Annotated in this window: 27 protein-coding genes; 9 read left to right on the forward strand and 18 right to left on the reverse strand. The window is 61.4% G+C overall.

What is annotated here, in order from left to right:
- Positions 1-5: 5 nt before the first annotated feature.
- The 18 genes from RIB87_RS09395 to RIB87_RS09480 all read right to left on the reverse strand — a co-directional run bounded on the left by RIB87_RS09395 (position 6) and on the right by RIB87_RS09480 (position 10,815).
- On the reverse strand, positions 6-596 hold the full coding sequence (locus RIB87_RS09395) for a phage tail tape measure protein (protein ID WP_350145885.1): 591 nt from the start codon (positions 594-596) through the stop codon (positions 6-8).
- Positions 593-772, reverse strand: coding sequence for a phage tail assembly chaperone (locus RIB87_RS09400; protein ID WP_350145887.1), 180 nt, complete (start codon positions 770-772; stop codon positions 593-595). Before RIB87_RS09400 ends, RIB87_RS09395 begins: the two co-directional genes overlap by 4 nt.
- A gap of 32 nt (positions 773-804) precedes the next feature.
- Positions 805-1,161, reverse strand: coding sequence for a gene transfer agent family protein (locus RIB87_RS09405; RefSeq protein ID WP_350145889.1), 357 nt, complete (start codon positions 1,159-1,161; stop codon positions 805-807).
- A gap of 3 nt (positions 1,162-1,164) precedes the next feature.
- Positions 1,165-1,581 (reverse strand): phage major tail protein, TP901-1 family, encoded by a 417-nt coding sequence (locus RIB87_RS09410; protein WP_350145891.1) that lies wholly within the window; start codon positions 1,579-1,581, stop codon positions 1,165-1,167.
- A gap of 29 nt (positions 1,582-1,610) precedes the next feature.
- On the reverse strand, positions 1,611-2,021 hold the full coding sequence (locus tag RIB87_RS09415) for a DUF3168 domain-containing protein (protein WP_350145893.1): 411 nt from the start codon (positions 2,019-2,021) through the stop codon (positions 1,611-1,613).
- Complete coding sequence (locus RIB87_RS09420) at positions 2,018-2,410, reverse strand: HK97 gp10 family phage protein (RefSeq protein ID WP_350145895.1); 393 nt, start codon at positions 2,408-2,410, stop codon at positions 2,018-2,020. The genes RIB87_RS09415 and RIB87_RS09420 overlap by 4 nt, the downstream gene beginning before the upstream one ends.
- Complete coding sequence (locus RIB87_RS09425) at positions 2,407-2,745, reverse strand: phage head closure protein (RefSeq protein ID WP_350145897.1); 339 nt, start codon at positions 2,743-2,745, stop codon at positions 2,407-2,409. Before RIB87_RS09425 ends, RIB87_RS09420 begins: the two co-directional genes overlap by 4 nt.
- Positions 2,746-2,748: 3 nt before the next feature.
- On the reverse strand, positions 2,749-3,327 hold the full coding sequence (locus RIB87_RS09430) for a head-tail connector protein (protein ID WP_350145899.1): 579 nt from the start codon (positions 3,325-3,327) through the stop codon (positions 2,749-2,751).
- Between the two features lie 2 nt (positions 3,328-3,329).
- Entirely contained in the window at positions 3,330-4,235 is a 906-nt protein-coding gene (locus tag RIB87_RS09435) for a hypothetical protein (RefSeq protein WP_350145901.1), read from the reverse strand.
- Positions 4,236-4,246: 11 nt separating this feature from the next.
- A complete protein-coding gene (locus RIB87_RS09440; RefSeq protein ID WP_350145903.1) occupies positions 4,247-4,516 on the reverse strand; it encodes a hypothetical protein in 270 nt (89 codons plus the stop codon).
- Between the two features lie 32 nt (positions 4,517-4,548).
- On the reverse strand, positions 4,549-4,974 hold the full coding sequence (locus tag RIB87_RS09445) for a hypothetical protein (protein WP_350145905.1): 426 nt from the start codon (positions 4,972-4,974) through the stop codon (positions 4,549-4,551).
- Positions 4,975-5,012: 38 nt separating this feature from the next.
- Positions 5,013-6,326 carry a phage major capsid protein gene (locus tag RIB87_RS09450; RefSeq protein WP_350145907.1) on the reverse strand — a complete coding sequence of 438 codons (1,314 nt, stop codon included), beginning with the start codon at positions 6,324-6,326 and terminating at the stop codon, positions 5,013-5,015.
- Entirely contained in the window at positions 6,323-6,931 is a 609-nt protein-coding gene (locus RIB87_RS09455) for an HK97 family phage prohead protease (protein ID WP_350145909.1), read from the reverse strand. Before RIB87_RS09455 ends, RIB87_RS09450 begins: the two co-directional genes overlap by 4 nt.
- A gap of 29 nt (positions 6,932-6,960) precedes the next feature.
- Entirely contained in the window at positions 6,961-7,236 is a 276-nt protein-coding gene (locus RIB87_RS09460) for a hypothetical protein (protein WP_350145911.1), read from the reverse strand.
- Positions 7,214-8,398: a phage portal protein gene (locus RIB87_RS09465; RefSeq protein ID WP_350145913.1), complete on the reverse strand. Its 1,185-nt coding sequence runs from the start codon at positions 8,396-8,398 to the stop codon at positions 7,214-7,216. The genes RIB87_RS09460 and RIB87_RS09465 overlap by 23 nt, the downstream gene beginning before the upstream one ends.
- A gap of 64 nt (positions 8,399-8,462) precedes the next feature.
- Positions 8,463-9,797 (reverse strand): DNA-packaging protein, encoded by a 1,335-nt coding sequence (locus RIB87_RS09470; RefSeq protein ID WP_350145915.1) that lies wholly within the window; start codon positions 9,795-9,797, stop codon positions 8,463-8,465.
- Entirely contained in the window at positions 9,697-10,221 is a 525-nt protein-coding gene (locus RIB87_RS09475; protein ID WP_350145917.1) for a hypothetical protein, read from the reverse strand. Before RIB87_RS09475 ends, RIB87_RS09470 begins: the two co-directional genes overlap by 101 nt.
- 123 nt (positions 10,222-10,344) lie before the next feature.
- Positions 10,345-10,815, reverse strand: coding sequence for a YcgN family cysteine cluster protein (locus RIB87_RS09480; protein ID WP_350145919.1), 471 nt, complete (start codon positions 10,813-10,815; stop codon positions 10,345-10,347).
- A gap of 120 nt (positions 10,816-10,935) precedes the next feature.
- On the opposite strand from RIB87_RS09480, the gene RIB87_RS09485 reads away from it, so the two are divergent.
- From RIB87_RS09485 to RIB87_RS09525, 9 genes are all read left to right on the forward strand, one after another.
- Positions 10,936-13,212, forward strand: a complete 2,277-nt coding sequence (locus RIB87_RS09485) for a transglycosylase domain-containing protein (protein WP_350145921.1) — start codon at positions 10,936-10,938, stop codon at positions 13,210-13,212.
- Positions 13,213-13,312: 100 nt separating this feature from the next.
- Positions 13,313-14,086 (forward strand): DUF1214 domain-containing protein, encoded by a 774-nt coding sequence (locus tag RIB87_RS09490; RefSeq protein WP_350145923.1) that lies wholly within the window; start codon positions 13,313-13,315, stop codon positions 14,084-14,086.
- Positions 14,083-14,616: a DUF1254 domain-containing protein gene (locus RIB87_RS09495; RefSeq protein ID WP_350145925.1), complete on the forward strand. Its 534-nt coding sequence runs from the start codon at positions 14,083-14,085 to the stop codon at positions 14,614-14,616. Before RIB87_RS09490 ends, RIB87_RS09495 begins: the two co-directional genes overlap by 4 nt.
- A gap of 130 nt (positions 14,617-14,746) precedes the next feature.
- Positions 14,747-15,796 carry an ABC transporter substrate-binding protein gene (locus RIB87_RS09500; RefSeq protein ID WP_350145927.1) on the forward strand — a complete coding sequence of 350 codons (1,050 nt, stop codon included), beginning with the start codon at positions 14,747-14,749 and terminating at the stop codon, positions 15,794-15,796.
- 8 nt (positions 15,797-15,804) lie between these two features.
- Positions 15,805-16,572, forward strand: a complete 768-nt coding sequence (locus tag RIB87_RS09505) for an ABC transporter ATP-binding protein (RefSeq protein WP_350145929.1) — start codon at positions 15,805-15,807, stop codon at positions 16,570-16,572.
- On the forward strand, positions 16,569-17,369 hold the full coding sequence (locus RIB87_RS09510) for an ABC transporter permease (RefSeq protein ID WP_350145931.1): 801 nt from the start codon (positions 16,569-16,571) through the stop codon (positions 17,367-17,369). The genes RIB87_RS09505 and RIB87_RS09510 overlap by 4 nt, the downstream gene beginning before the upstream one ends.
- Positions 17,370-17,488: 119 nt before the next feature.
- Complete coding sequence (locus tag RIB87_RS09515) at positions 17,489-17,806, forward strand: DUF2849 domain-containing protein (protein WP_350145933.1); 318 nt, start codon at positions 17,489-17,491, stop codon at positions 17,804-17,806.
- 71 nt (positions 17,807-17,877) lie between these two features.
- Complete coding sequence (locus tag RIB87_RS09520) at positions 17,878-19,536, forward strand: nitrite/sulfite reductase (RefSeq protein ID WP_350145936.1); 1,659 nt, start codon at positions 17,878-17,880, stop codon at positions 19,534-19,536.
- Positions 19,523-20,017, forward strand: coding sequence for a DUF934 domain-containing protein (locus RIB87_RS09525; RefSeq protein ID WP_350145938.1), 495 nt, complete (start codon positions 19,523-19,525; stop codon positions 20,015-20,017). The genes RIB87_RS09520 and RIB87_RS09525 overlap by 14 nt, the downstream gene beginning before the upstream one ends.
- Positions 20,018-20,092 lie beyond the last annotated feature (75 nt).

Below are 20,092 nucleotides of genomic sequence, written 5' to 3' on the forward strand. Positions count from 1 at the left end.
TGTCCTCAGGCGTTGCGGTTGGCGCGTGACAGGGCACGGCTCATCACGCCGGCAATCTGTGCTTCTGATTTGCGGAATGACTGCGCGTCCGGCGTTGTGATGTTCACGGTCACGGATATGGGGTGCGCGCCGCCTTGTGAGGCAACGCCAAGTTTGCCGTCTGCGCCGCGTGTCAGAGGCATGATGGCTTCGGGGCCTGCTTCACCCATCAGGCCGGTGCCGTTGCGCATGGGAAAAGCCGTGGGGCCTGAAACCACACCGCCACGCGCAAAAGCAGTTGGTCGGCCGCCTGCCACGACCGCCCCGTTGGCCGCGCCAAACAGACCACCAAACACGTTGCCCAGTGCTGACGATGCCGCGTCCTGCAGCGGGTTCATGGCGGCGGAAAGCGCTGACCGCGACAACTCCAAAGCGATATTGCGCAAGACATCAGACAGGGATTCACCGCTGACAATTGCCTGCTCAAGAGCTGAGGTTAGCGAGCTGCCAAGCGTATCGCCAACATCCTGCGCGATGCCGCTTATCTCGTTCAGGCCAGACACCAGATCTGAGGTGTCCGCGGCGATCTTAACAGTAATACCGTCGATCTCATTCATTGGTCGGGACAGGCCTCCATGAGCTGTAAAAGATCCCGCCGCGCCAGGGGGGAGGGCGCGGCGGGCCGGGCCGTGACGGGTGCCGTCGCGCCATCAAGTGCGCGCACGAGTTCACTCGGCGTCATGGCCCAAAACTGTGTGGGCGGAAGGGCGACCAGGCCCAAGCCTGTCTGCATCACGCGCTGCCAGGGAAAGCTGACAGCGCTGATTACTTTCCCGGCCCTGCTACCGGACCGGTTGGAGCGGGCTGTTGCACTGGTGGCTTGAAGGTGGCTGTCAGAAGTTCTGAAATGATGCGGACAAAACCCGTCACCCCACCGTCGGTGGTCATGCGCGCCACGTCGTCGTCGGCAATCTGCTGCCCTGCCCCACGCAACCCGGCCCCGATGATGGCAACGCACTGGCGCGCACTCAGCCGACCGGAGCGAAGTTTTTCAGCGACGGACAAAATATCTTCACCGCCGAATGCATCTTCCAGTTCCGCCAGAGCGCCCAGCGTCAACACAAGTGTATGGAGCTCGCCGTTGAGAACGGCGCTGATTTCTCCGCGATGTCGGTTTGCCATGCCCTAGCTCGCAACCGAGAAGGCAAGCGCACCGGCGGATGCAAGCGTCAGCTCATAGGTCATCTCGCCGTCGTGTTCGCCCGCATAATCCAGTCCGGTAATCTGGAAGGCGCCTTCGACGGTGCCAAAGTCAGGAACAACCACCTGCCAATCACGTATGGTGCCGGCGAAAAACAATTCGCGCACAGTGGCGTCTGATGCCGCATCCTTGAACACGCCGGCTCCGCTCAATGCAGCCGCCTTGATGCCTGCTTCGCCCAGCAGTTCACGCCAGGCACCGGATGAATCGGTGTTGGTAATATCCACTGTCTGAGCATTGAACGACAGGGCGCGCGATCGCAGGCCTGCAACTGTCACAAATGTTCCCGCGCCGTCGCTGTCGAGTTTCAACAGCAGGTCTTTCCCCTTTTGGGCACTCATGTGTTTTCTCCGGTGTTGTGTAAGGACAACTAGGTGGCGTCGGTGACGGCTCGGAAGCTGACAATGCCGTGCCAGGTTTCGCCGTCGGGGTCTGTCAGGATCTGCGCCTGGGTAAATCGCAGATTGATGAGCACGCCGCTTTCAAGCGACAGGCTTTGGTCATGCAGGCATGCATGCAGTGCATCGGAAATATCGCGCACACGCCGACGCCCGCCGTCGCGCACCCAGATGTGCAGGCGCATGTCATGCATTGCACCTGTTTCGGTGCTTGTGCTCCAGTCGCGCCACACGCCGTCGCCAAGCGTGACGTAGGGCAATGTGGCATCCGCGGGCACGCGGTCGTGTATATGTGCGCCGCCCAGCAATGCGAGCAGCAGCGCGTCACCCGTCAGTGCTGAGAACACCGCCTTTTGCAGCGCCCAGCTTTGTGTGCCGCTCATGATTGTCGTGCTCCCATGACTTTCGCCACGATGGCCCTCACTTTTTGTTTGAAACCGTGCCGATGGGCATCAAGTGCTGGCGCAAGCCACGGCATCGCGCGCATATGGCGCGTGCCAAACTCCAGGTGCGCGCCATACGACAGAAAACTTCCGACACGGACGACAAGACCATTGGCCAACAGCACAACTGTCAGCGACCGTGCCAGCCGGCCTGACTGCGAAACGGGTCGCACCGCCGCATTATCAAGGTGCGCTTGCGCCGTGCTGCGCACAGCCTGTGCGGTAGCGGCAACCTCTGTCTTAAGGGCGCTTGCTGTTTTGCGGGCACGCCGCACAAGCTGGCGGCGCAGCTCGGTCTCGCCTTTTATGGTGACGCGGGCACGGATCATGTTTGATGTTCCCGGCACAGGATTTCCAGCCAGCGTCTTTGGCCGTCAGGATCAATTGCCGCGTCGATTGTCAGCACATCAGACCCTGACCGCAGGCGCTGGCCGGGTCTGATATCGGTGCGATACCGACAGGTCACACGAAAGTGCACCGCGCTGCCGGGCTGTTCCGCGTCAACGTCATGGCGAGGTGACAAAGGGGCGAGCGCGCCCCAGAAACTTGTGACCACCTGCCAGCTACGTTGGCTGCCGCCGCCGCCATCAGCGGCAAAAACCGGGTGTTCAAGCACCAGCCGGTGACGCAGATGGCCGGGGTGAGAGGGTCTTGCGGACGTCATCGGCTAGAGCCTAGCCAGGCGGTAATTGGCCACCAGCGCATTGACCGTGCCGGGCACCTGTGCCGCAGCCGCGTTGATGACGACAGGCAGGCGGTTTTCATACCAATGGGCAACGAGCAACAACACCGCATGGCCGAGCGGCGGCGGCACATCCGTTGCTGCATCGCCGTAGCCCGCCGTAAAGCGAATGCGGATACCGCCTGCGGGGCGGGTTACTGCGGGCCATGTGACGCCGGGTTTCAGCACAATGCGTGGTGCAGGCCCGACTGTTTCAACAGTGTAGTTATTGGCTGACCACAGTTTCTCGCCGCCTTCGGAATCAAGCAGCATCACAGACTGCACGGCTTGCAATGGCGGTGCAGGCAGCACAAGGCTGCGTGACGCCGGCCACCTGTCGCGTGTCTCTTCATGGGTACGCGTTACCAGTGATCGCCCGGTATTGGCCTCAACGGTCATGCGCGCGGTTGTGATAAGCGTTGTGAGCAGCGCATCTTCGTCGCTGGTTTCAACGCGCAGGAGTGTCTTGGCCTCTGCAAGCGTTACCGGCTCGACAAGGGGCTGCGTGATGATCTGCAGGGTCATGATTATCCGATGATCGAGCGATAGGGCTGGGCGGCGACGGGTATTGTCAACGTCGCGCCGGATGCTGTGAGCGTGGTTGTTGAGCCATCTTCAAATGTTGCGGTGAATGAATGATCCAATGTGAGACCCGGCAGAGAGCTCACCGACGTCAATTCAATAACGGCCGCGTCGCGTGTGGCTGTTGCGCCGGGTGCAAGGATGGGAGACCCAATCGCACCCGCCTGCACGTCCGGCCACACGACCAGAACATCGGTTGCGAATGTGTCGAAGCCGTTGCTGATGGTGGCCGAGATGCCGGTTGCCTGCTGGGTAACGGCAAACCGTTTCCACTGCTGCGTGGCGATATACACCTGCGGCCAGGTTCCCGCGCCCAATGCAAACTGCTGTGAGATACCTGCGCTATTGTCGCGCACCCATATCTGGTGGCTGTGCGTCCCAGACGAAAGCGCCGTCGTGAGGTTGGCAAAGGTGTTGCCTATCGCGGGAAACTGAATGCGGTAGGCCGTACCGGTTGAGCCGTCCGGCAGCGTGGTCGTGACCGGTGCGACCGTTGAATTGGCGCCAATGCCGAACGTCGAGGCGGCAATGGCCTGGGGGTTAAGCCGTGTGCGCGCGGGCTCATGGATGAGGCCACGCAATGGCACGATCAACGGCTGGTGAGGCCCTGCCGCCACCGGAATGTCAAACGGTGTCAGAGCCCAGGCAGGTGTTGCGCGGTCAACCGTTATGCCGGGTACAGATGTAAACCCCGCATATGCTGTGCCGCCCGCCATGTAGAGGCCAGCGCTGAAATCAAACGCCAGAACCGCATCTGTTGGCCACCAGGCACGACGCCGCGCCGCAAGCGGCTGACTGACAGGACTGGTGGCGTGCCGGGCGGGTGCGTGCGTGGTTGGGTGAGCGGTCACTGCTGCCGACCCTAAATGCCGGCGGTCACGTCAGGTGATGTTGCACCCGACAGCGACACGCGCAGTTTGCACAGCCCAATGCGAAAATTGCCGGCGCCGGGCGCAGTAAACGTTGCGTCCGGCCCAACAATTATCCAGTTGGTGCCGTTGTCAAAGCTAGCTTCAAGAACGACAGTGCCGCCGTCAAACGTACCATGAGCAAAGAATGTACCCTCGCCGCCATGCCAGTGGGTGGCGGCGCTGGTGCCGTTTGTCGTGCGGTTGGTAAACAGGAGCGCCATTGCGCCGCCTCCTTTTTGAAAGGGTGTGGACGCTAAGCAGGCCTGGCGTGTGCGTGGGACAGCAGGGCAATGGCGGCCAGCGGCGTGCCGTTGGCGTGGATGCCCGTCAGGTCAGCCACAACGCGGGAGTACCGTCGCCCACCGATATAGCCGACGCGATAGACGCGTTCGTCTTCAGTGGCGTCGTCAATGGTGGCGAAGATACCGCCAGTGGCGATTTCGGCACCGATGACGTCTGACGTTTCAACACTCTCCCACGTTGATGTGTCGTGAGAGTGTTCAAGTTTGATGTCGATTTTGACAGAGGCCGACAACGTGTCGGCGGACTGTCCGGCAATGACGGCGTGTTCCACGCTTTCAAAGCCACGTCGATCCACCGTTGTTCCGGTTGTGTCGCCGGTGACGGTAGCGGGCACAAGCGTGTGCCGCACCGCCACCTGATTATGCAGGTCGCGCATGTGTGTTGGTGTCCTGTTTGTCAGTGAGGAAAATGAAATCAGGAGGCTGCAAACTTCAGCAGCTTGATGGCCTCGAAGTTCTGCACGCCGCCGCCGACACGTTTGGTGGTGTAGAACATCACGTAGGGCTTGCGGGTGTAGGGGTCGCGCAGGGTGCGCACGCCCAGCCGGTCCACCACCAGGTAGCCGCGGCGGAAGTCGCCAAAGGCAATGGCGTTGGCGTCGGACGCAATGTCCGGCATGTCTTCGGCTTCGGTGATGGCAAAGTTAAGCAGCGTTGCAGGCTGACCGGCAGCCAGGCCCGGCTGCCACAGATAGTTGCCGTCGCCATCCTTGAACTTGCGGATTTCACCCTGGGTATTGCGGTTCATCACCCAGTGCGCATTAGCGCGGTAGCCGGACTTGAGCGCATAGACCAGATCAACCAGTGCATCGTTGGGGTTGGACGTTGCAAAGGCACCGTTGGCACCTGTCGGCATGTAACCAAGTTTGCCCCAGCTCCAGGTTTCATCGGCCACACTGTCATAGGCGAGGAAACCGCGCGGCTTGCGCACGCCATCGCCGGTGACAAAGGCTGTGCCTTCCTGCTCCGCAAACGCGATCTGCACTTCGGAGGCCAGCCAGTCTTCGATGTTGACAGCGCTGTCATCCAGCAATGACTGGGTGGCGGCGGGCATGGCGTAGAGTTCCATGGTGGGGAACTCCATTTCAGACAACACGGGGGCTGCCGTCTCCGGGCGGGTTTCCTGCTCACCAACCCAGCCGGCAATGGCGCCGGTGGTGGCAATGGGCTTTTTCAATGACGAGCCTGACACCTGACGAACATCCGCAATGGCACGAATGGGCGAGGCTTCAGACAGCACGCGGCCGATCTCGTTTTCGGTTTCCGTCGGCACAAGATAGCCGCCGTCAGGGTCTGACTGGCGCGACAGGGCCTTCACTTCAAGGGCACGCAGATCAAACGCATCGCCGTTGCGCATATAACCGTCCCAGGCGCGCTTGTGCTCAAGGGCTGTGTGGGTCAACGCACCTGCTGCAATGCCATTGCGGCCTGGGCGGCGGGCCTTAAGCGTCATGTCATCCATACGGCGCTTTTGCTCGTCCATGGCGGTGTTGATGCGCTCGACTTTGTCGGCGGTCACAACATCCGACGACATGCGCTTTTCAATCTGGCCGAGGCGCTCGTCGTTGGCATCCTTGAACTGCTCGAAGGCAGACAGAAACTCGCCGAACGCATCACGCAATTCAGACGACTGCGGATCCCAGGCAGATGATCCGGGCGGCGTGGTGTCGGCCTTGTGTTCAAGGGTATGGGGGGAGGCGGTGTGGGCCGCCTTGGTTTCAAGCGTCATGCGTCTGTGGCTCCTTTGCCGGTTAAATCGGGGGACGCGAGGGCTGCACTGGCGCGGCGCATGGCGCGGGCCAGTGCAGTTGATTGCATTTGCGAGAATGCTGTTTGGGGTGCAGCCTTGACGTGACTCACGCGGGCGGCCTCAAGCATGGGAAATGTCACAAGTGAGATTTCCCACAGGTCAATTTCGTGCAACACCCTCCCTCCCCCCGGACGACGTGTGGCGCGCACGGCATGAAAGCCGATGGAGAGCCCGGTAAGGGCACCAGCCTTGAGCAACGCGTGGGCCTCGTGGCCTGCAGCGCTTTGCATGGCGAGCTGACCCTCTGCCCAAAGCCCGCGCTCATCTTCGCGCAGTGACATCCAGGTGCCGACCGGGCGGGCCATATCGTGCTGATACAACAGTGCAATGCGCGACGTGGCCCGGCGGGCAAGCGCTGCTGAAAACGCGCCGGGAGATACAATGTCGCCCTGATCATCTGCCTCGCTGAACAGCGATGCGTAGCCTGCGAAACGGCCGTCAGGGGTGTTGGCGGAATACGCAGACGAGGATACGCCCGCGCGCAAAGGCGCAACGGCACGCTTGGTGAAAAGCGGTCGGGTCATATATTGCTCTGTATAAGGAACAGGTACGTTTAATTGTCGCTCAAACGATCAAGCTTCGTCTCGATGCGGTCTACTGACTGACGCAGATAACGCATTTGCTCTTCCAGGCGTGCGGTGCGCTCGCCAACGCCAGAGATCGCAATAAGCTCACGCTCCATATAATCTATGCGCTGCATGGCGGCACCGGCCCAGATGAGTGCGCCGGCGGTTTGAATCGTCATGGCCGCTATGAGCGCAATCGGTACGCGCTTGTCGAGATGCCAATGGCCGTTGTCTACCGTGTTACCTGCTGGCTGCATCGCCATACCCCACTGCGACACGTTTTTCGTCATCACTCAGAAAATCAGCCGCACTTACCCGGCTCCACAGCGCGTCACGGTCAGCGCTCAAAGCATCAAGGGCGTCGGGGTCGTACCAGACGCGCAGGTTGTTGCCGTAGCGCGGCGCCAGCCAGGTGGTCATGGCGTGGCAGTAGCGGGCGACCAGTGGCAGCACGGTTTCGCGCCAGAACGCGCGGTTGGCTTCGGCGTAGTTGGCATAGGTGTTGTCACCGGGAATGCCCAGCAACATGGGCGGGATGCCGAAGGCCAGGGCTATTTCGCGCGCGGCGACGTTTTTGGCCTCGATGAAATCCATGTCCTTGGGGCTGAGTGACATTGCTTTCCAATCCAGCCCACCTTCCAACAGCAGCGGGCGACCTGCATTGTCCGTTCCCTGATAGTTCTGCTCCAACTCATCCTTGAGACGGGTGAACTGTTCGTCGGTCAGGTGCTCCGCACCTTCGGTGCCTGCATACACGAGCGCGCCGGAGGGGCGGGCGGCGTTATCAAGCAGTGCCTTGTTCCAGGCACCGGCTGAATTGTGAATGTCGATGGCGAAAGCAGCCGCCTCAAGCGGGCTCATACCGTAGTGGTCATCCGTTGGGTGAAACAGCTTGAGGTGCAGGACGGGGCCGGCCATAGGGCCTGCGTCGGGCAACGCGAAAGTCACGGTCTCACCACCTGATGCATACTCATAGGCTTCCGGCCAGCCTTGCGGACCGGGCACGACTTTCATGCGGTCGGGGCGCAGGGCATACAGCTCTCGCGGCGTCCCTTCAACGTCCACCACCTCCATGTAGGCGTTACCGGCAGACTGCAAATGCGCAAAGAAAGCGCAGCGCACGTCGCTTCCTTCTTCCATGGGGTTCGGTCGCGCCAGCAGGTCGAGCAGCGGGTGGCTCTCCAGCTCGGCGGTGCCCTGATACATCAGCAACGGCACGGAGGCCGCGCTTTCAGCGATCCGGCGCACCGCGCGATAGACGATGGGGTTTTTCTCCAGCCCCTCGCGGGCAAGCGCTGCATAATCGCGCGGTGTCCAGCGCGGGCGGCCCTGCAGATGCAGGGCAACAACAGAGCCTGCGCGTGAGGCTTTTGTTTCAGGCGCGCGGGTGTGCGCCCGGCGAGTGGGCCAGGGAAAAAGGGGCATAGGGGCTTTCTGGTCGGGAGGGGCTTAGACCCTCTGGTCAAGCCAGAGTGACAGCGGCACTTTTTTAGAGGCGGCGGATGCTTGGCTCCGCACCTTGCGGGCCAAGCATGAGGTCAGTCAGTGCCCAGACGAGAGCATCGAGCCTGTCGGGCGACCCGGATTGAGCCGGTGTCGATGGGTCAAACTCACATAACTGGTCTTCGAGGCGGGCGAGCATTCCCACGTGATGCACACGGCCTTGTTCGTAGAGCGCCGCTACGGGTTCAGCGCGCACAGCTTTGCCGCGGGTGGCGCGGACGAGGCGAACGGGCAGGCTGTGGTCCACCTGGCGGATCACGGCCTCTACCATTTCACCACCCTGATTGGCTTCGGCAACAATGCGGTCTGCTTCAAACGTGTTGTAAGCGTCGGCAACGCGGCGCGCCCAGCGTGCGGGGCTGAGGGCTCCCATGGAGCGGTCTGCCAAAATGTAGGCCGCGCCATCATCACCACGCGCAGCAACCACGATGCCGCATTCATCCGCATGCGGACTGGATGTGGCCGGCGGGTCCACAGCTACAACGACGCGGCGCAGGGACGGTGGTGTCGTGACGCGGGCCTTCTCAATTTGGTCGCGCTGCCACAAGGCGCGCGGGTTGTCTTCAAGCAGTTCTGCGTCCAGTTCCTGGCGGCCAAGGCGGGTGCCTTCATAGCGGCGCACGATGGCGGATAAAAAGCCCGGTGCGAGGTTGGCCGCATTGGCGCGTGTCGCCGCCCGGCTGACGCGGGTTGCGGGATCGTTGAGCATTCGTTTAAGCGCGCGCACCGGTCGCGGCGTCGTGGTGACCACCTGACGCGGCATCTCGCCCAGCCGCAACCCAAACTGCAGCATGTCCCAGGTCTCTTCCATGTGGCGCCATTTGGCGAACTCGTCGCCCCACGCCGCGTGGGCCTGATGGCCTCGCAGGGCTTCGGGGTCTTCAGACGAAAACGCCAGCGCCTGTGCGCCAGACGGCCACTCGACCCGGCGTTTGGAGGCAATCCATTTTGGTCTGTCGGCAGGCGGCGCCACGGCGATGAGGCCGGAGGGGCCTTCCACCATCACATCGCGCACGTCTGCCAGGGTTTCGCCGATCAGTGCAATGCGGATGGGCTGGCGCGCCTGCGCCCGCACCCATTCTGCGCCGGCGCGGGTTTTGCCAGCACCGCGTCCGCCCAGCACCAGCCAGGTTGTCCAATCGGTTTCAGTAGTGCTTTTAGCAGTCGGCGGGGGCAACTGGTCGTCGCGCGCCCAGACATTCCAGGCATAATAGAGCGCCTCAGCCTCCCTGGGCGTGAGGCTTTGAAAGAAGTGCGTCTGCTGTTCGGTCGTTGCCGAGGCGAGCCACCCGCTCAGCGATCGCTGCAACGATGCGGTCATGGTCAGCAGCGGTTTCCTTTTTGGCGGGGTTGCGGTCGTCCAGCCGCGTGGCGAGCGCCATCAGCTTGTCGAGCACCTGCGCCAGCGCGCCCAGCACCTTGGCTTCGCGCTCGCGGTCATCGTCAGTGCGGTCCGGGCTTTGGACGGCGCGTTCAAGTTCGTTGATGTGCTTGGCGAGTGCGCCACTGAGGCGCGACAGCATGGCAACCGACAAATCATCCGACTTGGCCCCCGCCTCATACACTTCATGGCGCACCGGCAATCGGGGCCTGCGCGGTGGCCAGCCTTGCTGGCGCGCGCGCGTGTAAAGACGGTTTTGGGTGATGCCGAACAGGGCCGTGAGCTCAGCCACGCTGAGATCACTGTCCCGATAGGCATGTTCAATGCCGGGCCAGTCCGGGCCCGGCCTTTGGGCCGTTGTCATGATGAGTTGAAGGTCTCGGTAGTGGGTGGGGCGTGCTGCCCTGACCCAATTCTTGAGCGTGGATGTATCCTACCTAAAGAGCGGTTCGGTGTCCAGAACTATTTTACGTATTACGAACATTTTCTATTCGTCGCCGTCTTCCCATATGGCCAGGTAGTCTTCCAGCTCGTCTTCGGGGATGCCTTTTTCGCTGACGACTTTTCCCTGAACGGAGATTCCAGCAGCGTGAACGCTTTGCGGATCGCCTGAAACCAAAGGGTGCCAGCTTGCCAGCCCCCTGCCCTCGGCCAGACGGCGATAGGCGCAGGAGGTGGGCATCCACTTGATGGCGGCGACATTGCCGGGTGTGAGCTTGATGCAGGTTGGGACACGTTTTGTACGATTTGCGTAATCTGTGCATTGGCACAGCTGCTGGTCCAGCAGCTGGCAGACAACGTTGGTGGTTTCGATCTCGCCGGTGTCTTCGTCTTCCAGTTTGATGAGGCAGCAGCGGGCGCAGCCGTCGCACAGGCTTTCCCATTCGTCCGTGGTCATTTCGGACAGGGCCTTGTGCTCCCAGAACGGGCGGTGCGGCGTGGATGAACGGGCGTTCATGGGTTTACCTCAACTGGGCGATGTTCTTTGCCGGTGCGGGGATTCATTCTACGCTACTGGCGATGCTGCAGGCAGGGGTGTTGCCCGATCCGGGAACGGGCGCAAGGGCTTTTGGGGGCGATGGGGATCAACGACCAAGACACGGGCAATCAGGACATGGGCGAATGGCCGCCTAATGACCGGCCGCCAGGAAACAGCGCTGCGCGGGACGCGGGCGGGCGACTGAGCACGGCTGCCGTGCGCCCGGACCCGACGCGCACGGCGGATGCACTGGCGGCGGATGCCAGGCGCAGCGGTCGGCTGGGTGGCGGGTTTCGCACCATGGTCATTTCGTCTGTCGCCACGCTGCTGGTCATCATGATGTTGCCGCTGGCCATGGGGCTGCCGGCCAAGTTTGACCCGTGGTCGATCTCCAGCATTGCCAACGGGGATGTGAATGTCACGTTTCTGGACAGCAATGGTGCGCATCTGGCGCATCGCGGCTACCGGCAGGAAGAGACCGTGCCGCTGGCGGAGATGCCGTCCTATCTGGTGGAGGCGGTTCTGGCGATGGAAGACCGCCGGTTCTACCGGCACTGGGGCGTGGATGTGCTGGGCATCTTGCGTGCCGCACGCGCCAACTTTGCGGCCAACCGCATTGTGGAAGGCGGCAGCACGATAACCCAGCAACTGGCCCGCAACCTTTATCTTGATCCGTCGCGCGACTTTGGCCGCAAGGCGCAGGAGGCGGCACTTGCGTTCTGGCTGGAGCAGCGCCTGAGCAAGGACCAGATACTGGAGCTGTATCTCAACCGGATTTATCTGGGCGCGGGGGCGTATGGCGTTGAGGCGGCGTCGCGGGTTTATTTTTCAAAAAGTGTGCGTGATCTGACGTTGTCCGAGGCAGCGCTGATTGCCGGACTGCCCAAAGCCCCTGCGCAACTTTCGCCGGTGAACGACCTTGATCTGGCACTGGAACGGGCGGCACTTGTGCTCGACAAGCTGGAGGATACGGGTGTGTTGCCGCTGGCCGACATAGAACTGGCCCGTGCCACACCCGCCGTGATTGCCCGCCAGGAGCGCGCACAGGACATGCGGGCGGCATATTTTGTCGATTGGGTGTTCTCGCGGTTGCCCATGTGGATTGAAGGTCCGCCGCGCGAGCTTGTGGTGGAAACGACCATCGATCCTGACCTGCAGCGCATGGGTGAGGAGGCGTTGAACACAACGCTCGATGACTTGCCGCGCGGGGCGCAGATAGATCAGGGCGCGCTGGTGGCGCTTGATCATACCGGTGCCGTCAAGGCCATGGTCGGCGGGCGTGACTATCTGGAGAGCCAGTTCAATCGGGCAACCCAGGCCGTGCGCCAGCCCGGATCCGCGTTCAAGCCACTGGTGTATATGGCAGCCCTGCAGAATGGCTACACGCCCTATTCCGGTGTGGTGGACCGGCCGATCACGATTGATGGCTGGCGGCCACTCAACGCCAACCTTCAATACAGCGGCTGGATGCAGATGCGCAATGCAGTGGCGTGGTCGGTGAACACCATCGCGGTGCGGGTCGCCGACAAGGTGGGGTTCGAGACCGTGGCGGATTTTGCCCGTGCATCCGGCATCACAACGCCCATGCCTGCGCACCCTTCACTGGCGCTGGGAGCCATGGGCACGAAGCTGTTTGAACTGACGGGTGCGTATGTGCCCTATGCAAACGGCGGCTATGCAGCGCAGGCGTTCGGCATTGCGCGCATCCGCACGGTGGACGGAAAAATACTTTATGAACGCGCGCGCAAAGTCATTGGTGCCATGCCGCCGCCCTACCGTGAAGACAACAACGGGCGCGAGCGTGTGGCAGAGGGTGACGCGGCCAAGCCCGTGCCGCTGTATGAGAAGCTGACAACCACAGCAGACGCACGCACCATGACGGCAATGCTGAAGCGGGTGATTACTATCGGTACCGGCAGAAAGGCAACGCTGGGTGCGCGTGAGGCGGCCGGCAAGACCGGCACCACCAACGACAATCGTGATGCCTTGTTTGTGGGATACACGGCTGATCTGGTAGCGGGCGTGTGGCTGGGCAACGACAACAATGCCGAGATGGGTCGCGTCTATGGCGGTACGCTGCCTGCTCAGATTTGGGCCTCCTTCATGACCAACGCGCATGAGGACAAGCCGTTGCGCAGCATCTACAAGCGCTATTGGGTCATGCCGCACCCATCGCAACAGGAGAATGAATCCGAGGAAGCCGAGGTGCCTGTTGTCGAAGCAGGGCCAGCCGGTGCGGCGTTGCGGATCTATCTCAACCGGCTTGCATCGGCGCTGTCATCTGCGGCGCCCCTGGCACCGACGGCGGCAGAGGTTGCAACAACCAGCCGGTCGCGCGGCATGGATCGCAGCGTGTTCAGAAGCCGCAATGACTGAGTTAACCGTGGCACAATGCAGCGCTGGCCAGTAGCGCGCCTGGCATGCATAAATCTGGTCATCCGCCGTCCATGCCTTACGCTCGCAGGGTCACACCACCATGTTTCGCGTTCCCACAGTGCTGAAGCTTCTTGGCGTCCTCGTGTTCGCAGTCGTCGTGGGTGCGGGCTCGGCATGGTGGAGCATTCTGGGCGTAATGGAGACGACCGGCATCAGGAACGGAGCCTGGTACACCTCCACCGCCATCGGCTCAGAGGCGTCGGGCCCCTATATGCGCGCGCAAATTGCGCTGACGGGGCTGCTTGCCCTTAACAAGTCCGAGGCCATTTATTTCAACGCCTCCGAAGACGACGAGGGCCGTGCTCTGTCCGGTGCCTGTGACTACGAGGTGACGGGGCGCAACTTCGCCGCGCGCTGGTGGAGCATTACCGCCTATGGCAGCGACAGTTTCCTGATGCGCAACGCGGCGGAAAAATATTCCTACAACGTGGCGTCTTTAGGCATTCGTTTCGCGCCGATCTCGAAATGGCGCATCAACGTGTCGGCCACGGAGCAGGAGCGCAACTGGTTGCCGGTGACGCGCGATGACTTCTTTTCGCTGACCCTGCGGCTGTATAATCCGTCACCGCAGATTGTGACTGACCCTGCGGGGGTGAGCCTGCCGGAGATCAGACGTGTTGCGTGCAAAGCGGATGCAGCGACCATCATGCAGGGCACGGAGTCTCCGGCTCCTCCGGATGCAGGGTCACAACAAGAACCGGGGCAAGAACCGAAAGCAGAACCGGATACGGGGCCGGACGCTGTTGCCCCCGCCCCGACCGATGCCGCGACTGACGTTGACGCAAAAGACACACAAAACGGGGCCGCGCCATGAGAACCTGGCCGCTTTGGCTTGCCGCAGCGTTTATCTGTGCCATCATTGTGCATATCGTCACGGTACTGATGGTTCCGCCCACCATCATGTCGCTTGCAATGATGCGCATGGCGGATGCAGGTGCGCAAACCCGCGTCCTGCATACACCGCCGCCGGACGCATCGGCCCGCACGGTCGTGCGCCCAAGCCCTGATCTTGCCTATTCCATCTGCCTGTTCGACATGAGCGAAGGGCCATTGCTGGTGCGCGCACAGGTGCCCGAAACCTATTGGTCTGTGTCGGCGTTTGCGCACAACACCGACAATTTTTTTGTGGTCAACGACCAGCAGGTGCCCGGCGATACATTTGAGCTGCTTATCCGCCGCGAAGACGACGAGGTGAGTAGCCATAGTGGCGTGCCGGTGTCGTTTGCGCCCAGCAACAGGGGTATTGTGCTGATACGGATGCTGGTGACGGACCGCGACAGCTATCTGGCACTGGACCCGATCCGTCGTACTGCCACCTGCGAGACACTTGAGCTGGACGGCTAAGCGCGACAGCTAACCCGACATCGCCGGGTGGCAGCACGCCTTCACCATGCTAGATTTCACTGCAGACCATTCGCTTTGCAGGCCGGGAACACGTCTGGCCGGATACATTGCTGCACATGAGGAATACCGCATGGGACGGATTGGACTGATCGGCACAGGGCTTGTTGCCATAGCCCTGCTTGCCGCAGGGATCTGGCTTGCGAGCCCGCAGGAGACTGTGTCCGACGACGGGATGCAGCGCATCACCTTTGCCACAGACTGGAAGGCGCAGGCGGAGCACGGGGGCTTCTATCAGGCGTTGGCCAACGGGTTTTATACCAAGCGCGGCCTTGAAGTGGCCATTCTTCCCGGCGGCCCCGGTGTGAACGTACCGCAACTCATGGCTGGCGGTGCTGTGGATTTTGGCATGGGCTCCAACAGTTTCATTCCGCTGCGTATGGTGGAAGCAGGCGTGCCAGCGCGCGCGGTGATGGCTGTTTTTCAAAAAGACCCGCAGGTGCTGATTACGCATCCGCGCGATGATGTGTCGTCACTTGCCGACATGAAAGACAAGCCGATCATGATTGCGGATGCCACGATTACCGCATTCTGGGTGTGGCTGAAGGCAAAGTACGACTTCAGCGACCGGCAGATCCGCAAATACACATATAATCTGGCACCGTTTCTGGTGGACCCGCAGGCCATTCAGCAGGGCTATGTGACGTCAGAGCCGTATCTGATCGAAAAGGAACTTGGCGTTGCACCGCAGGTTTATCTGCTGGCTGACAATGGGTACCCCGGTTACGCCACCATGGTGATGGCACCCAATGCGTGGATAGAGGAAAGCCCGGAGGTTATTCAGGCGTTTGTGGATGGCACTATCGAGGGCTGGTACGACTATTTGTATGGCGACCCGGCCCCGGCGAATGCGCTCATTCTGGCGGACAACCCGGAGATGACTGCCGACGTGTTGGCGCAGGCACGCGACAAGATGTTGAGCTACCAACTTGCGGCAGGGGGCGACGCCAAGACGCTGGGCATTGGGGCGATGACCGAAGACCGCTGGCGGGAGTTTTTTGAGGTGATGTCGGCCAACGGCATTTACCCGGCGGATCTGGACTGGCGGGCAGCGTTCACCAGCGAGTTCGTCAATCGCGGGCCGATGTCTGTTCCCGGCACATCGCGTCCGATGGGGAACTGACACACCCCGTGGCTGCTCCGTTTCTTACCCTCGACAGTGTTGAACGCCGCTTTGCTGACGGCACGCAGGCGCTTGCCAACATCAACGCACATATTACCGAGGGCAGCTTTGTGTCGCTTGTCGGCCCGTCGGGCTGCGGCAAGAGCACGCTGCTGCGGCTGATCGCGGGGCTTGATAGACCCGACGGCGGGGCCATCACATGGACGGATGGGCAGCCTGATCTGTTTGGCTATGTATTTCAGGATGCCACGCTGATGCCGTGGGCCACTGTGTTTGACAATGTGTGGCTGCCGCACAAACTGCGGGGTGTCTCGCGGGAAGATGCCGCCCCGGACGTTGAGCAGGCGCTGGCGCTGGTGGGGCTGGCTGACCGGGCGGGCGCGTTTCCCCGCGCGCTGTCGGGCGGTATGCGGATGCGTGTTTCCATTGCGCGGGCACTGTCGCTGCGTCCGCGTGTGCTGTTGATGGACGAGCCGTTTGCCGCGCTGGACGAAATTACCCGCGAGCGATTGAACGATGATCTCAATCGTCTGTGGGCGGAACATAAATGGACGGTCATTTATGTGACGCACAGCGTGTATGAAGCGACGTATCTTTCGACCCGCGTTTTGGTGATGCCGGGCAAGGCCGGGCCATTTGTTGCAGATACCCACATTGAGGCTGCGCCGAAGCGCGGCGACACATGGCGGGCGGACGCGCGCTTTGCAGCTATTGCTGCGGATACAACGCGGCAGCTGCGCGCCGCAAGTGGCCAGCCACAAGGAGCAACGCCATGACTGCGGATGGGCCGGTGTTGCGCTGGGCGGTGCCGCTTGCCTTTGGGGTGGCGTTCTTATGTGCATGGGAAATGCTGGTCGCGTTTCTGGAAGTGCCCAAGTTCGTGTTGCCGGGCCCGTTCGCCATTGGGGCGGCGCTGGTGGATGGGTTTGGCTCGCTGATGGGTTCGCTGTGGGTGACGCTGCGCATCACGCTGATTGCGTTTGTCATTGCGCTGGTGGTGGGCACAGGCTTTGCCGTTGCGTTTACCGAAAGCCGGTTGGTGGCCCGCGCGCTTTACCCTTACGCGGTGGCTTTGCAGGTCACGCCGATTGTCGCCATCGCGCCGCTTATTCTCATTTGGGTCGGGCTTGATAATGCGGAAGTGGCCGTCACCATTCTGGCGGTTATCGCGGCATTTTTCCCGGTGCTTGCCAACATGACCGCAGGGCTGCGGGCCGCTGACCGCAATCTGCTGGATCTGTTCCGGCTGTATGGCGCCAGCCGCTGGCAGATCATCTGGGGCGTGCGGCTGCCAAGCGCCCTGCCCTATTTGCTGTCGGCGATGAAGATTTCGGCCGGGCTGGCGCTGATCGGCACTGTTGTGGCCGAGTTTGTGGCGGGGTCTGGCACTTCCACGGGACTGGCCTGGCGCATTCTGGAGGCGGGCAACCGGCTACAGATCGACCGGATGTTTGCCGCTCTGGTTTTGCTGTCAGGGCTGGGCATTACGCTGTTTTTTGCGCTGTCGGCGCTTGAAAACCTGCTGCTGCGCAACTGGCATGACAGTGCCCAAAAGGACCGTACGGCACTCTAATACACACAAATTGTGTGGTTCATATATTTTCACAGTGGGATTGACGACAATTTGCACGTTGCCCATGTTCCCTTTAGACGTTTGCCTGACCAGACCACATCAACCCAACCCGGACAGACATGGCCCAGCACATCAACAAAAAAGCCCGGTTTCACTCGCTTACAGCCAACCGGCTGCTGGACGGCGAACCGGTATATCTGACGGCTGCCGATGACTGGTCGGAGGCACTGACCGACGCTGCGATCGCGGACGGCAAGGACCAGGGGGCTGCGTTGATGGACATCGCGGCCAAATCCGTTGAGGGGCGGGTTATTGTGAACCCCTATCTGTTTGATATTGACGTAGAGGACGGCAAGCCAAGCCCGATAAGCGTGCGCGAGCAAATCCGCGCTGCGGGACCAACCGTCCGGCTTGATCTGGGCAAGCAGGCTTCCTGAAACACACGCCCGCCGAACGCGGGCACTAAGTTCCCGCCCGCCAAACGCGGGCAATGAGTTAGAGACACGCCATGTATCGCTACGACGAGTTTGACCACACCATTGTTAAGGAGCGCGTGACCGAGTTCACGGGCCAGGTGAAACGGCGCCTTGCGGGCGAGCTGACAGAGGATGAGTTCAAGCCGCTGCGGCTGATGAACGGTCTTTACCTGCAACTGCACGCCTACATGCTGCGCGTCGCCATTCCCTACGGCACGCTGTCAGGCACGCAGATGCGGATGCTGGGGCACATCGCGCGCAAATATGACAAGGGCTATGGGCACTTCACCACGCGCCAGAACATTCAATACAACTGGCCAAAGCTCAAAGACGTGCCGGACATTTTGGCGGACCTTGCCAGCGTCGAGATGCACGCCATCCAGACATCGGGCAACTGCATCCGCAATGTCACGTCTGACCAGTATGCGGGCGTGGCCGCAGGCGAAATTGACGACCCGCGCATCTGGTCCGAGATTTTGCGTCAGTGGTCAACGTTTCATCCCGAATACACATTTTTGCCGCGAAAGTTCAAAATTGCCGTCACCGGGCACGCCAATGACAGGGCGGCCATCAAGGTGCATGACGTCGGCATCATCATTGTTGAGGGTGACGACGGGCAGCCGGCGTTTGATATTTATGCGGGCGGCGGACAGGGCCGCACGCCGATGATTGCGAGCCTCGTGGGCAAAAAGATTCCCGCCCGTGACCTGCTGCACTTCGTGGACGCGATCATGCGCGTGTACAACATGCACGGGCGGCGCGACAACATGTACAAGGCCCGCATCAAGATACTGGTTCATGCTCTGGGTGCGGAGGAGTTTGCGCGCCAGGTGCATGAGGAGTTTGCGAGGGGCGGCGCGGGCGACGACCTGAAACTGCCCGACGGCGAAATTGAGCGCATCCGTGCCTATTTCGCCCCGCCCGCCTACGACACGCTGGATGACAGCGACGCGGCCTACGAAAAAGCCCTCGCCGAGGACAAGGCGTTTGCCCAGTGGGCGCGCACCAACCTGGCTGACCACAAGGTGCCGGGCTACGCCATCGTCAATATTTCGCTCAAGCCGATTGGCGGCATAGCGGGCGACGCGAGCGATGTGCAGATGGAAACGATTGCCGACATCGCTGAAAAATACAGCTTTGACGAAGTGCGCGTGACCCACGAACAAAATCTGGTGCTGCCGGACGTCAAAAAGTCTGACCTGTATGCGGTGTGGAAAGCGCTGGACGCCATCGACTGCGCGACGCCGAACATTGGCCTGATCTCCGACATGATCGTGTGCCCCGGCCTGGACTATTGCGACCTGGCCAATGCGCGGTCGATCTCCATCGGGCAGATGATTTCGGAAAGTTTTGCCGATCTGGATCGTGAACACGACATTGGCGAACTGAAGATCAAGATTTCAGGCTGCATCAATGCCTGCGGGCATCATCATGTGGGCCATATCGGCATTCTGGGTGTGGACAAGAAAGGCGTGGAAAATTATCAGGTGTCGCTGGGCGGCGCGGCTGATGAACACGCTGCCGTGGGCGATATTGTCGGCCCGGCGTTCACCGAGGACAAAATCGTCTGGGCGATTGAGACCATCGTCGAGACATATGTCAGCCACCGCAAGGATGGTGAAAAGTTCATCGACACTTACCGCCGCATCGGCATCGACCCCTTCAAGGAGACACTCTATGCCGCTGCTTAAAGACGGTGTCGAAGTCAGTGATGACCAGTGGGTGCGCGTGGACGATGACGCGGACCTGCCCGAAGACTGCCACGCCCTCATCAGCATGAGCCGCTGGCTGGCCGAGCGCGACACGCTGCTGACGCGCAACAAGCCCATCGGCGTGGCGCTGGAAAGCAGCGACAACCCGGACGCCATCATGGATGACCTGGACCGCTTCGGCCTGATCGAGGTGGATTTTCCGCTGTTCAAGGACGGACGCGGATTTTCATACGGTCGCCTGATCCGCGACCGGGGCGGCTACACCGGCGAACTGCGCGCCAGGGGTGCCGTGCTGGTGGACCAACTGTTCTACCTTGCCCGCTGCGGCTATGACGCGGTGGATGGTGACGCGCGCATCACCGAAGCAGCATGGGCCGAAGCCAACAGCCGCTTCTCAGAGGTGTACCAGTCAACGGGTGATGGCCGCAAAAGCGTGCTCCAGAAGCGCCACGCGGGTTAGCCTGCCCTGCCGCCGCACTGCTCATTTTCCGGGGTTGTTGTTCCGGGTCATTCCTGCGACATGCGCGCTCCCCAT

It is taken from the genome of Pyruvatibacter sp., assembly GCF_040219635.1.
Lineage (GTDB): Bacteria > Pseudomonadota > Alphaproteobacteria > CGMCC-115125 > CGMCC-115125 > Pyruvatibacter.